The 13,343-nt window shown below is 68.6% G+C and carries 8 protein-coding genes; 7 read left to right on the forward strand and 1 reads right to left on the reverse strand.

The window, feature by feature from the left end:
* Window positions 1-6 precede the first annotated feature (6 nt).
* Complete coding sequence (locus ABC728_RS06385) at window positions 7-2,283, reverse strand: glycosyltransferase family 4 protein (RefSeq protein WP_445376382.1); 2,277 nt, start codon at window positions 2,281-2,283, stop codon at window positions 7-9.
* A 257-nt stretch (window positions 2,284-2,540) separates the two neighbouring features.
* On the opposite strand from ABC728_RS06385, the gene ABC728_RS06390 reads away from it, so the two are divergent.
* From ABC728_RS06390 to ABC728_RS06420, 7 genes are all read left to right on the forward strand, one after another.
* Window positions 2,541-3,230: a hypothetical protein gene (locus ABC728_RS06390; RefSeq protein WP_416619093.1), complete on the forward strand. Its 690-nt coding sequence runs from the start codon at window positions 2,541-2,543 to the stop codon at window positions 3,228-3,230.
* Window positions 3,231-3,421: 191 nt separating this feature from the next.
* On the forward strand, window positions 3,422-3,952 hold the full coding sequence (locus ABC728_RS06395) for a hypothetical protein (protein WP_416619092.1): 531 nt from the start codon (window positions 3,422-3,424) through the stop codon (window positions 3,950-3,952).
* 21 nt (window positions 3,953-3,973) lie between these two features.
* Window positions 3,974-5,068: a vWA domain-containing protein gene (locus ABC728_RS06400; protein WP_416619091.1), complete on the forward strand. Its 1,095-nt coding sequence runs from the start codon at window positions 3,974-3,976 to the stop codon at window positions 5,066-5,068.
* Window positions 5,069-5,108: 40 nt separating this feature from the next.
* On the forward strand, window positions 5,109-6,272 hold the full coding sequence (locus ABC728_RS06405) for a trypsin-like peptidase domain-containing protein (RefSeq protein ID WP_416619090.1): 1,164 nt from the start codon (window positions 5,109-5,111) through the stop codon (window positions 6,270-6,272).
* A 4-nt stretch (window positions 6,273-6,276) separates the two neighbouring features.
* Entirely contained in the window at window positions 6,277-7,599 is a 1,323-nt protein-coding gene (locus ABC728_RS06410; protein WP_416619089.1) for a hypothetical protein, read from the forward strand.
* A 46-nt stretch (window positions 7,600-7,645) separates the two neighbouring features.
* Entirely contained in the window at window positions 7,646-10,651 is a 3,006-nt protein-coding gene (locus ABC728_RS06415) for a virulence factor SrfB (protein ID WP_416619088.1), read from the forward strand.
* A 13-nt stretch (window positions 10,652-10,664) separates the two neighbouring features.
* The gene (locus tag ABC728_RS06420; protein ID WP_416619087.1) at window positions 10,665-13,334 is read left to right on the forward strand and encodes a virulence factor SrfC family protein; all 2,670 of its coding nucleotides are present in this window, start codon (window positions 10,665-10,667) and stop codon (window positions 13,332-13,334) included.
* The last annotated feature ends 9 nt before the right edge of the window (window positions 13,335-13,343 follow it).

Below are 13,343 nucleotides of genomic sequence, written 5' to 3' on the forward strand. Positions count from 1 at the left end.
CGATTATCAGGCGCGCAGGGCCTGTACCGTCGGTGTCTGGGCAAGGCTGACGGTGCGGGCGGCCGACATGCGCCGCATGTCGGTAATGGCCAGCAGGTAGGACAGCACCAACTCCCCGCCGCGGTTCTCGTTCAGCCCGTCTGCGCACAGACCGTCGCGGCAGGCACCGATCTCGTCGGCCATGGGCATGCCCTGGTCGTTCTCGCCGTGGAACCAGGCGAAGGCGCGCGTGGCCTCCTGCCACCAGAACGGGTCTTTTTCAACCTGGAAGGCGGCGGCGCAGGCGGCGACCATGGCGGCGGCTTCCAGCGGTTGCTGGTCGAACAGGCGGGGCGGTACGCGCAGGTCGCCGAAGCTTTGCGATCCGACGGGGCGGAAGAAGCCCGAGGGTGCCGTCTGCACCTCGGCCAGCCAGCGCAGCGACCGCAGGCCGGCATCCGTCATCTCCTGGCTGCCCGTGGCGCGGCCCGCAAGGATCAGCGCCTGACTGAGCCGGGCATTGTCATAGGACAGCCCGTCCTCGAACCAGCACCAATCCTGGGTGGCGTTGCTCTTGAACAGGGTGACCAGCCTTGCGGCCAGCCGGTCGCGCATGCGCGCCGCATCACGGTCCCGCGGCTGGGCCGCGCAATAGCCATCCAGCCCCAGAAGCGTGAAGGTCTGGGCGCGGGTCGCCATGAAGCCATCCACCGTGGGTAGGGCCAGGCGGAACAGGTCGCGGGCCCAGGCCTGCCGATCCGGATCGGCATCACAGCGCGCGCATTCGCCCAGCGCCCACAATGTGCGCCCGTGGCTGTCCTGCGAGCCGCGCGCTTCCAGCCATTCGCGGTTGAACCCCATGAAATTGCGGAAATGCCGCGTGTCGGGGTTCCAGGCATGCTGGATGAAGGCGGTGAAGCGCGACACGGTGAGGTCCGGTACCTCCTCCTTCTCCCCCGCCAGTGCGCAGGCCAGAAGCAGCGCACGGGCATTGTCGTCCACGCAATAGCCGTGCGAACGGTCGGGCACGCCGCGTACCGCATGCTGGTACAGGCCCGTATCGTCACACATGCGCAGGAAATAATGCAGGTTGACGGCGGGCAGGGTGGGGAAGGGCAGGGAGGGCCGGCCGTGCGGCATGGCTTCGCGCGGGCGCTGTTCGCGCCGGACTTGCGCAAATAGCGCGGCATAGCGCTGGCCCACCCGGCTCCACACCATGTCGCGTCCGCATTCGAAGGCGCGGCGGCGCATGGCATTGCGGGCGTCATGGTCGGTCAGCAGGCCGGCGATGGCCTTGCCCATGGCTTGCGGATCGTTGAAGGGCACCAGCGCGCCCCGCCCGTCGGCCAGCAGCTCGCGCGCATGCCAATAGGGTGTGGAAACCACGGCCTTGCCCATGCCGAAGCTGAAGGCCAGCGTCCCCGATGTCATCTGCGCCGCATCCAGATAGGGCGTGACATAGACATCCGACATGGCGATGTGATCGACCAGTGTCGGATGATCGACAAAGCGGTTGGCGAACACGACGCGGTCGGCGACGCCCAGCCCCCGCGCCCGCTCCATCAACTGCTCGCGGTAGCGCTCGCCTTCGGTGCGCAACAGGTGGGGGTGGGTGGCGCCCAGGATCACATAGGTGGCATCGGGCTGGTGCGCCAGGATCGATGGCATGGCATCGATCACCGTCTCCAGCCCCTTGTTGGGTGAAAGCAGGCCGAAGGTCAGGATCACCGACTGGCCAACGAAGCCCAGCTTGCGCTTGAACCCGTCCGGTTCCTGGAAATCCGTGGCCGGGATGCCGTGGGGGATGACCGCGATCTTCTCGTCCGGGATGCTGTAGATGGTGCGCAGCAGACGGCGGCCCATTTCCGCCATGACCACGACGCGGCTGGAAATGTCCACCACCTGGGTCAGTACCCGTCGTTGCTGGTCGGACGGATCGGTCAGGACCGTGTGCAGCGTGGTGACGACGGGAATGCGCAGCCGTTTCAGCAGCAACAGCAGATGGGCACCCGCCTCGCCGCCGAAGATGCCGAATTCGTGCTGGACGCAGACCAGATCGAAATCGCCGCTGTTCAGCGCGTCGGCCGCCCGGACATAATCATCCACCATGGCCTCCCGGATCTCCAGGCGCACGATGTCGGGATAATCATATTCCTGCCCCCTGTCGGTCATGGCGACGATGCCGACCTCAAGGTCCGGCGATGCGGCGCGCAAGGCGTCGTGCAGGTCGGTCGTGAAGGTGGCGATACCGCAACGGCGGGGCAGCGCGTTGCCGATGATGGCGATACGGATGGGTTTGGGCATGGGACCGATCCTCGGGATGTTCGCCTTGGAAACACGTGGTTTCCGAATTGGTTCCACCCTGTGGCCAATGGCTTGCATGCCGCCTGTCCGGCCGCCACGACCGGGAAGGGGAAAATCCCCTAATGGATATATCCCAAATTTCCTGTACCCTACCCTTATGGATGATTCACGATTGCAACGAATGGCGGATAGGTGCAACTTTTCATCATAAAATCCTACGCCTGTCGTCTACTCATAGAATAGCAAAGGTGTGAAGCATGCGCTTTCATCGTGCCGGCATCCTGGCCATGGGGTTTTCCATCGCATTCCTGTCCGGATGTGCGACGGGGGGTGGCGGCGGTCAGGCCAATCTGACGCCTGAACAGCAGGTGCTACGCGACTACACCAAGGATTACACGATGCAGGGCGCCATTGTGGGTGCGCTGGGCGGGTGCGCCATAGGGTGGTTGGCCAGCGGCAAGGCTGAAGGTTGCGCGGCTGGCGGTGTGGCGGGGGGCATTGCCGGAGGTACGGCTGGGTATTTCCTGGCCCAGAACCAGACCGCTGCCGGTTATCAGGCTTCCGGTATCGCTCTGGAGCGGGAACGGGTGGACAATTCCGTGGCGGATGCGCAGGCGGCCGCCGCGGCAGCGGCGAGCATCGCCGACCGGGCGGAGGCGGAGTTGCAGGAACTGCACACCAACGTGGCCGCCGGCGTCACGGAAAAGGCCGTCCTGGAACGGCGCCTGACCCAGGCCCGCAAGGATCAGGACACGCTGGTCAAGGCTGTGAAGAAACTGGATGACCATATCAAATCGGCCCACGCCGCGCTGGAGAACCCGCAACTGGACGGCTCGTCCAAGGCCTATCTGTTCACGCGGTTGCAGGAGCTTGAGGTTGCCCGCGCCAAGATCAAGCAGGATGAGGAGCGGGTGGCCGCCCTGATCCTGTCCGTGCCGATGACCTGATGGTGAGGTAACCGGACAGCCCGGGCCGGGGCGGACCTGGGGGGGATCTGGTACGGCGGCGACCGCCGCCGCGCCGCACATGCGGCGTCGCCAAGCCCAAGGATGTGGGCGCCGGCGATTGAGGCCTGTGATCGGTTGCGATCAACCGGGACTTGGGTTCAGAGGGCTGGGGATAGGTCAGGGGGATGGGGATGCGTGGATCGATCCGGATTCTGGGCGGGGCCGTGATGGTAGCCGTGTTGGGCGGCTGCGCCACCTCGGCGGCTGATTGCGACCCCAGCCGTGTGCGTAATGTGCTGGATGCCGGCTCCTGCACGGCCTTTGGTGGCTTTGAGGCCAATCTCGCCCAGGCCCGGTCTGATCTGGAGGCGCGGCGCCAGGAATTGCTGGTGCAGGAACAATCGGCCGCCGCCGCCCAGGCCCGTCAGGCCCGCCTTTCCACCGATCTGGATGCCCGCCGCCGGGACCTGGAAAACCAGCAGCAGGATCTGGATCGCCTGCAACTCACCCTTACCGGGGTTGAAACGCACAATGACCGTGATCGGGCACGGGTGACCGCCATGCAGGAACAGTTGCGTCTGGCCCGCGCGGAACTGGCCCGCCTCAACGACCCGGCCCTGACACCCCAGGCCATCGCGGAGGAGGAGGCACGCCTGAATGCGCGCCGCGCCGCGCTGGACGAGGCATTGAGGCTGCAGACCGAACGGGTCCTGCAGGAGTGATCGGGGAGGCGGGGCAGGGGGATGGCATTGGTGCGGGAGGTGCGTGGGGTGGATGATCGGCGCGACCGGATGCTGTTGCTGGCGGCATGTGCGCTGTTGCTGGTGCTGGCCGTCACCATCGGCTGGCTGGCCTTGCGCGCCTGCGGGCTGAGCCTGCCATGGCCGGGCGGTGGCCTGTCCTTCTGCCCGGCCTCCGCAATGGTGGAGGGCGTCGGGGCGGACGACCCGCAGGCCGCGCACCTGGCGGCGCAGATGGCCGAACTGGCGGCTCTGGAACGCCAGCTCGCCCTGGCCCCGGCATGCCCGACGCCACCTGAGCCCACACCCGAACCGCCGGTCGAGGCCACGCCACCGGCACCACCGCCGCCACCCGTGCCGCAGCAGCGTGCGGCGGCGGCTCCCCCGCCACCGGCGCGGCCCGCCTGCGCCATGCCCAGCAGCGACCGGGTCGTGCTGGTGCTGGACGTTTCCAGGAGCATGGAGGTTTCCCACCGGGTGGACGCCGCCCAGGAACGCCGCATGCTGCAACTGGATGGTATCCCGCCCCTGCTGCGGGCCCTGATGGGGACGGAACGGGAATATCAGGCTCTGTCGGCGGCGATCGACGCCACACCGGGAGAGTCGCGGATCAGCGTGGCCCAGGGGGCGTTAACGGAACTGACCCGGCTGGCGGAACCGGATGTGACCTTCGATCTGGTCAGTTTCGCCACCTGCGGGGCGCCGGAACATCATGGCAGTTTCGTCACGGCAGAGCGCGACCGGTTGCGGCAGTCGATCGCCGGCGTGACGTTGAAGCCTGCGACGGCATTGAGCGGTGCCTTGGAGGCCCTGCCCATCATCGCGCCGCCGCTGCCGGGGGGTGGTCCCATCAATGTGGTGCTGGTGTCCGACGGGTATGACACGTGCGGCGGCGATGCCTGCGCCACGGCGCATGCGCTTGCGCAGCGCCGGCCCGACCTGAAGGTCAGCGTCGTGGCCGTCAGCCAGCAGATCGACGAATTGCGGTGCATCGCCGGGGCGACCGGCGGCCATTACGTGGCGCCCGCCGACCTGCCCCGCCTGGCGGCCGCCGTGCGGGCCGCGGCCGGCCAGGCACGGGCGGAGGATTGTGAATGATGCCGGCAGGCGGGATGTCGTTCAGTGAGGGGAAACAGGCATGACAGCCGATGATCGCCAGAATGCCGCGGGCGGCGGGGACGATGCGGCCAGGACCCTGCTGTTGGTGGAACGCCGGCGGACCTGGCTGGCGCCGCTGGTTGCCCTGATCCTTGCCCTTGTGGTCCTGTTGATCCTGTTGATCCCGGGGGTGCTGGTCTATCCCGATCCGGGTGTGGCGGCACGTCCGGGGCCCGTCATGTCGCCCGATGCGGTGGCGGAAAGCAACCGGGCGCTGGCCGACCGCATCGCGGAATTGCGACGGCTGCTGGATGCGCGCGTCTGCGTGGCGGGGGAGGGGGAATATCAGCTTCCCGATGGCTCCACGGCGCCGGCCACGCCACCGCCGGCCTTGTCGGCCGTGCCCGATCAGGTGACGCCGGAAGGCGAACCCTTCGATGGCAGCCTGCTGGACCTGCTGGACCGTTCCACGGTGCTGGTGCTGCAGGTGGGGCCGGATGACAACCTTCTGGGCAACGGCACGGGCATGTATGTGGCGGACGGGGCCGTGCTGACCAATCAGCATGTGGTCGCCGGCCCGCCGGGCAGCCGCCTGATCGTGGTCGGCCGCACGGGCGGGGTCTCCGAAGCGACCGTGCGCGGCACGACGCGCGGCTCCGAGGCGGGGGAGCCCGATTTCGCCCTGCTGGCCGTGGCGCAGCCGGATCCGCAGGCCCTTTCGCTTGGATTTGCGCCGCCTGTCAGCCGGCTGGCCGGGGTGGTGGCCGCCGGGTTCCCCGGCCTCGTGATGGAAAGCGACGAGGATTTCCGCCGTCTTCTGTCGGGCGATGCCTCCAACCCGCCGGCACCGGCCGTCACCGAAGGGGTCGTCACGGCGATCCAGCCGCGCGACGGTGCCAGCCTGATCCTGCATACGGCCCAGATCACGCCGGGCAACAGCGGTGGTCCGCTGGTGGATCGCTGCGGCCGGCTGGTCGGGGTGAACACCTTCATCCGCGCGCAGGAGGTGGGGCGCATGAACTATGCCTTGTCCGCCGGTGACGCCGCCGCCTTCCTGCGTGCCCAGGGCGTCACCCCGCGGGTGCTGGACAATGCCTGCACACCGGCGCCCGTGGCGGAACCGGCGGCCCCCGCACCGGAAGCGGTCCCCGGGCCGGGCACGGCGCCGCCCCCCGCTCCCGACGCTCCGGCCCAAGGCGAATAGCATCATGGAACGGCGGCTTCTGTGCGAAACGACTTTGCAGGGGTTGCGCCCCGCCGGCACCGGCGGTGGGCGGGTGATCGAGACCTGGGAGCAGCTTGACCAGTATCTGCGCCGCGATCTGGGTGACGATGCGGCCGATCTGCTGGCCGAACCGGTGATGGGCAGCAATACCCGCATAAGCTGGCTGGGCCCGGCCGATGCTCCCGCCGCGGCGTTCCGGTCACTGGATGAGACGGCGCGGGCCGATCTGCTGGCCCGGCTGCAGGAAACGGTGGCGCAGATACGCGACCGGGCCGACCGGCTGTCCGCCGCCGGAAGCGGGCCGGCCCACGCCTTGGGAGATGCGCTGGCCAAGGCCCTGAAGCTGCCGCCGCCGGTGGAGGATCAGCTTTTCAGCGTCGGTGGCCGGCCCGTGCTGGTCAATTGGGGTATCGAGCTGGAGGGCCCGCCGCCCGAGCGTGAGCCGCTGGCCGAATTCCTGCGGGCCATTCCCCCGCCGGTCGTTCCGCCCGCCGTTGAGGCACCGCCTGTCGAGCCTCCGCCGCCTCCGCCGCCGGTCGAGCCTGCGGCCATCGTGGAGGAACAGCCGGTTCCCCCCCCGGTACACGCCCTGCCGCCGCGCGAAACGGTTCCCGTGCTGGTCGTGCAAAGCATGGGGTGGGGCTGGCTGTGGCTGCTGTTGCTGCCGCTGCTGGCCCTGATCTTCTATCTGCTGCTGGCCGGTTGCGCCCTGCGGCCCTGGCTGCCGGGCTATTGCCCCGTGCCGGTGTCGGCCGCGACGCAGCAGGAGGATCTGCTGGCGGAGTTGGCGCAGTTGGAACAGCGTCTGGCGCAGGCCCCCCGTTGTGCGCCGGAGGAACCGGCCCTTCCGCCGCCCGCAGCGCCCCAGGACCCGGCCTCGCCGGCGCCCGCCCCCCCGTCGCAGGCCCAGGATGAGGAGTTCGACCGCCGGATGGAGGCGGCCGGTGCGACGGAAGGCGACCTGACCATCACCCTGATCTGGGACACCCCGTCGGACCTGGATCTTTATGTCGTCTGCCCCGACGGGACGGAAATCCATTTCCGCCGCAAGACGGCCTGCGGTGGGCAATTGGACGTGGATGCCAATGTCCGCGACCCCGTGCCCAACCCGGTGGAGAATGTCTATTTCGCCGACGGGGCGTGGCAGCCCGGAAACTATGCCGTGCGTGTGGCCAATGCCAAGCGGCGCGGGCGCAGCACGGACCAGTTCGAGGTCCGTGTGAAGAAGGGGGCGGACGTTCAGATCTACCAGGGCACCGTCAACGACCAGCAGGTCGTGGATGTCACCGTGGTGACGATGCCATGACCCGGAATGGCGCCATGACCGGAAGGATGAGGAGTGCTGGCATCGCATGCTGAAGGATCTTTTCCGCTGGCCCCGCGGCAGCGTCGTCACCCTGATGCCGAATTCCGGCATCCAGTTCCTGGATTTCGGGATGACGGCGGCCTTCGCGTCCGGCATCAGGATGAGCTTCCACGCCGAGACCGTGCCGGGGGAAAAGGACCCCGACGGCCGCCCGCGGGAGGTGCTGCACCGTGTCGAGTATGACGAGGAGAAGCAGCCCCTGATCCGCGACCCGCGTACCGGCAGGATGCTGGCCGTGGACGAGGAGACGGTGTTCACTGTGCGCGGAGAGCAGGCATTGGCGCAACTGGCCGGACAATGGTATCCGGCACCGGTGCTGCGTCTGCGCGATACGGGGGAATTCGCGGACGGGCCGTTCAACTGGGCCCGTCTGCACATCACCCGGCTGGCGGAACCGGACAGGGACGGCAACGCCTGGCGCATCACCCTGGCGCTGGACACGCTGCTGGCCGACCGGCCCGGCGACGGTCGCTATGTCATGCCCGAACCGCGCGATGCGGAGGGGATCACCCTGTTCGGGCTGGCGACGGGCATGGAGGATGTGAACCAGTTCCTGCGCCTGGACTGGGTGCGCGGCTGGCTGCATGAGGGGTTCCTGGCTGCGGAAAGCGCGCGGCGCAACGGCGCGCCGGTGACGATGGACGACCTGCCCAATCCGACCCTTTGCCTGGCCCAGCATATCACGGTGCTGGCGGCGCTGGGTGCCGGGTCGGAACCGGGGCAGCGGGCGGATCAGCCGCAGGGTCCGGTCGTCCCCCGCCTGCGGTTCCTGAATGAACGCCCCTATCATCGCGACCTGAAGCCGATCCCCGTGAACCTGGTGATCGATATCGGCAACAGCCGGACCTGTGGCATCCTGATCGAGGAGGGGCAGGATTCCGGACAGCGCCTGGACATCAGCCAGGCCTACCGGCTGGAACTGCGCGACCTGTCCAACCCGGCCCATGTCTATGCCGACCCGTTTGAAAGCCGTGTGGAATTCCATCCCACCCATTTCAATCTGGGGGCCTATTCGCGCATGTCCGGCCGGCCCATGCGCGATGCCTTCTGGTGGCCCACGCCCGTGCGCGTGGGGCCGGAGGCGGTCTGGCTGTCATCGCTGACCGATGGCACGCATGGGCGCAGCGGCCTGTCCAGCCCCAAGCGCTATCTCTGGGACCGGCAGGAGCGGCCGGCCCCCTGGGTGAACAACCCGGCGCGCGTGCCCGTGGGGGAACGGCCGCCCCCCATCAAGGGGCCGATCCCCAGCCGCCTGACCCAGCGCGGCACACTGGTGCGCAACAATGACGTGCCGGGCATGAAACCTTCCTATTCGCGCAGCACGCTTTACATGCTGATGCTGACGGAGCTGCTGGCCCATGCCCTGTCGCAGATCAACGCGCCGGCCACCCGCGCCAACCTGCCCCGCAGCGACGAACCGCGGGAACTGAGCCGCATCATCCTGACCATTCCGTCGGCCACGCCCGTGGCCGAGCAGCGCATCCTGAAACGGCTGGTGCGCTCGGGCGTCGACCTGCTGTGGCAGGTGATGGGCTGGGACCGGAACGAGCCATTGCACCGCCGGCCAACGGTGAAGCAGGATTGGGACGAGGCGACGGCCACCCATCTGGTCTATCTGTTCAACGAGATCACGCAGAAGCTGCAGACCGCGCCGCGCGATTTCTTTCGCCTGATGTCGCGTGGTGGCGGGGACCCGGCGCGGCCGACCCTGCGCGTGGCCAGCATGGACATGGGCGGCGGCACCACCGACCTGATGATCATCCAGCACGAGGTGACGGACAATGACCGCACCATCCTGCCACGCCAGCTTTTCCGGGAAGGGTTCCGGCTGGCGGGAGAGGATGTGCTGAAGCAGATCATCGAGGATGAGATCCTGCCCTGCCTGGCGCGTGAGCTGACGGCGGCGGGCATGGGCCAGCCGGCGCATTTCCTGGCGGGCCGCTTCTCTGGTGACCGGGAGGGGATGGCCCAGCAGGAGCGCACGCTGCGCGCCCTGTTCGTGGGTCAGGTGCTGCGCCCGGCTGCGTTGGCCCTTCTGGCCGCCTATGAGGCGCAGGGCGGTGCCAAGGCGGACGAGGCGCTGGCCATCCCGCTGATGGGCGTCGCGGGCGGCGGGTGCCGCGCGGCTGTGCGCGATTATCTGGAACTGCCGGCCCGGCGCGGCGGTGCCGGTGGCTTCAGCCTGGACCAGGTGGTGATCCGCACCCGCCGCGATCATCTGGAGGGGACCATCGCAGGCGTGGTACGGCCCATGCTGACCGACCTTTGCGACGTGGTGCGGGCCTTCGACTGCGACGTGCTGCTGCTGTCGGGGCGGCCGTCGCGGCTGCCGGTCATCCGCGACATCGTCATCGGTCAGGTGCCCGTGCCGCCGGGCCGCGTGATCGGCATGGACAGTTTTGATGTGGGGAACTGGTATCCCTTCCATTCGCCGGGCTTCCGGATCGAGGACCCGAAGACCACGGCGGCCGTGGGCGCCATGCTGTGCCAGGTGTGCGAGGGGCAGGTGGAGGGGCTGCTGGTCCGGGCCAGCGAGATCCGCATCCGTTCCACCGCCAACCATATCGGCGTGCTGGAACGCAACGACATGCTGCCCAACCACAGGCTGGCCTTCCGGGATATCGACCTGGATGGCGGCGGGCGCAAGCTCAGCGACCCGTTCAGCCTGACGCCGCCATCCTTCATCGGCTATCGCCAGCTTCCCCTGGAGCGCTGGAAGACCACACCGCTGGCCTTCCTGGACCTGAAGAACCCGCAACAGGCGACGGGCCTGCGCATGCCCCTCCAGGTGCGCCTGCGTGTGCAGGACGAAAATGGCGCGGACGATGTCACCGACAGCGAGGAATTCGTGATCGAGGAGGCGCGCGACGGCAACGGGCAGGTGGTCACCGACCAACTGCGGCTGACCCTGCAGACCCTGCGGGTCGAGCGTGACCAGGAGGCCGGCTATTGGCTCGACAGCGGGGTTCTGGCCCTGCATTGGCGGGATTGAGGGGGAAAGCGGAATGCCGCGTGAAGAAGACCAGCAGCTCGCCCTGACCTGTCACACTCTGGCCGGGGCCGCCAGGGACGCCCTGGAATGGTCCGCGGCCAGCGTCCGGCGCCTGGGGCCCCAGCGCGCAGGGCTCGACCGCAGCCTGAAACGCCACCTGATGGAGGCGGACCGCCTGGCCCGCGCGGCCGAACGCCCCATGTCCGCCGCCGTGTTCGGCGCCAGCCAGGCGGGCAAGTCCTTCCTGATCGGCAAGTTCATCACCCCACCCCACCGCACCGCCCTGGCCCTGTTCGGCAACGGGGCGGAGCAGGAAAAGCTGGACTTCCTGACCCAGGTGAACCCGCAGGGCGGCAAGGAGACCACGGGTCTGGTCACCCGCTTCTCCCTGCGGTCCGAAGAGGTGCCGGCAGGCTTCCCCGTCGTGCTGCGGCTGGTGCGCGAGGTGGATCTGGTCAAGATCCTGGTCAACAGCTTCGTGTTCGACCTGTCGGCCCTGTCCGACGATCCGGCCCTGCTGAGCCCCGCCGCGATGGAGGCGCACCTGGCGCGGCTGGAGGGGATGGCGGGCGATGTGGCGCTGCCCGGCTTCCGGTTCGAGGATGTGCTGGACCTGCAGGATTACCTGCGCGGCTTCACCCCCACCCATCCCCTCTTGCAGAACCGCGAACTGGCCGACGGTTACTGGTCGGCGCTGGAAGGGGTGCTGCCGCGCCTGTCGGCCGCGGCGCGGCTGGAGGCCTTGTCGCCCCTGTGGGGCCGGCTGCCGGAATTCGACGAGCTTTTCCGGGAATTGCGCGGTGCGCTGGAGCTGTTGGGCCATGCCACGACGGTCTATGCGCCCCTGTCGGCCATCCGCGACACCAGCGCCGGCATCCTGCATGTCGACCGTATCTATGAACTGGCGGAAGTGACGGGGGCGGGGGCCCGCATGGTGGCCATCTGCACCACGCCGGGCCGCACCGTGATGCTGCGCCAGCCTGTGATCACGGCGCTGACGGCGGAACTGCGCATCACTCTGGACCGGGCGCCCTGGCCGTTCCTGGACCATACCGACCTGCTGGATTTTCCCGGCGCCCGCTCACGCGAAGGGTCCACACCCGACCGCTGCCTGCGCCGAGCAGCCGATCGGCCGGGGCAGGAGAAGCCGCCGCGCGAACTCTGTTTCCTGCGCGGCAAGGTGGCGGTCCTGTTCGACAATTACGTCACGGAACTTGACCTCAACACGATGATGCTGTGCGTTCCCGACGGCAATCTGGAAATCCGCAAGCTGCCGGAACTGGTGGAAGGCTGGATTGCGCGGACCCATGGCGACACGCCGCAGAAACGGGCAGGCCAGCCGACCAGCCTGTTGCTGTGCATGACGAAGTGTGACCGGATCTTCGACTTGTCGGCCGGCGGCAATCTGGAACAGCAGATCGAGAACCGCTTCCGCACCAATTTCGATGAATTTCCCGGCTGGACGACGGAATGGCATCCGGGTCGGGCCTTCACCAACACCTTCCTGCTGCGCAATCCCAAGGCGCTGGAACAGCACGGGCAGTTCCGCTATGGCGGTGTGGCGGCGGCCGGCACCGTCCGCGACGAGGAAGGCTTCACCCCGGATTTCCAGGCGCGCATCCTGCCGGCCTTCCGGCGCGCGATGGGGGAAAGCCCGCTGGTGCGCCGGCATGTGGCCAGCCCCGCGGCAGCCGTTGACGCCCTGCTGGGCCTGAATGACGGCGGCACGACTGCCCTGGCCGAAGCGCTGGCACCCGTCTGCCAGCCCGATCTGAAGTACCGCCAGATCCGTCCGCAGGCCCACGCCCTGGCCAAGGCGCTGCTGGAACTGCTGGAAACCTGGTACGAGCGGGAGGATGTGGAGGAACGGGTGCGCCAGCGTCACGAGCGGGCCATGGGTGCGGTCCGCACCTTTGCCGCGGCGGGCCGGGCTGTCGGCCTGCTGGTGCATGAACTGGGGGTGGAGGAGGCGCCGCTGCGCCGGGCCTATATGGAATTCCTGCGCCGTGACCGGCTGGCCGACGCCGGCGAAGTGTCGCCGCCCCCGTCCGGCGGCGGGGATTTCGGCCTGGACCTGGCGGAACTGGGTCTGGCACCGCCGCCGCCTGCCGGCACCCGGGCCACGGCCCCCGCCATACGCTTCGGGGAGCGTGCCGTGGCCCGATGGCTGGAACGGCTGGCGGACAAGACGGAGGATATGGCCGTCAGCGTGCGCACGGGCCTGCCCGGGCCCGCACTTCAGACCTTCGCGGAGGAACTGGGCATCGCCGCCCGGCGGCTGGGCCTGATGGAAGCCATCGATCGCCATACCGAAAAGGTGACCGCTTATCGCCAGCCGCCGGGACCGACGGCGGCGGCCGTCGCCCTGGGCTCGGCCATGCTGATCAATGATTTCGTGGCCGATTGCGGCCGGTCGCTGCTGGCATCCACCACTGCCGACCCTGCGCTGGCGGCCGACGCGCAGGCTGCCTTCACCCGGCCGCCGCGGGTGGAACCGGGCGGCCGGCCCGACCTGCCGGAGGCGGAGGATGATCTGAGCCAGATGCGCCGCCGCTATGGCACGCAATGGGCCCGCGCCTTTCTGGCCCTGACGCGGGAGAATGCGGGTTCCGCCGGCGGGCAGGTGGTCGATATCGCCCAGAACGCCAAGCTGGGCCGTATCCTGTCCAGCCTGCGGGTCTGAGGTGATGGC

The sequence above is a fragment of the Niveispirillum fermenti genome, from assembly GCF_052474395.1.

Bases quoted from the DNA above. Each gene is read 5' to 3' on its own strand.
- ABC728_RS06395 (WP_416619092.1), top strand. From the start codon at position 3,422: ATGCGTGGATCGATCCGGATTCTGGGCGGGGCCGTGATGGTAGCCGTG.
- ABC728_RS06390 (WP_416619093.1), top strand. From the start codon at position 2,541: ATGCGCTTTCATCGTGCCGGCATCCTGGCCATGGGGTTTTCCATCGCA.
- ABC728_RS06420 (WP_416619087.1), top strand. From the start codon at position 10,665: ATGCCGCGTGAAGAAGACCAGCAGCTCGCCCTGACCTGTCACACTCTG.
- ABC728_RS06400 (WP_416619091.1), top strand. From the start codon at position 3,974: ATGGCATTGGTGCGGGAGGTGCGTGGGGTGGATGATCGGCGCGACCGG.
- ABC728_RS06385 (WP_445376382.1), bottom strand. From the start codon at position 2,283: ATGCCCAAACCCATCCGTATCGCCATCATCGGCAACGCGCTGCCCCGC.
- ABC728_RS06405 (WP_416619090.1), top strand. From the start codon at position 5,109: ATGACAGCCGATGATCGCCAGAATGCCGCGGGCGGCGGGGACGATGCG.
- ABC728_RS06410 (WP_416619089.1), top strand. From the start codon at position 6,277: ATGGAACGGCGGCTTCTGTGCGAAACGACTTTGCAGGGGTTGCGCCCC.
- ABC728_RS06415 (WP_416619088.1), top strand. From the start codon at position 7,646: ATGCTGAAGGATCTTTTCCGCTGGCCCCGCGGCAGCGTCGTCACCCTG.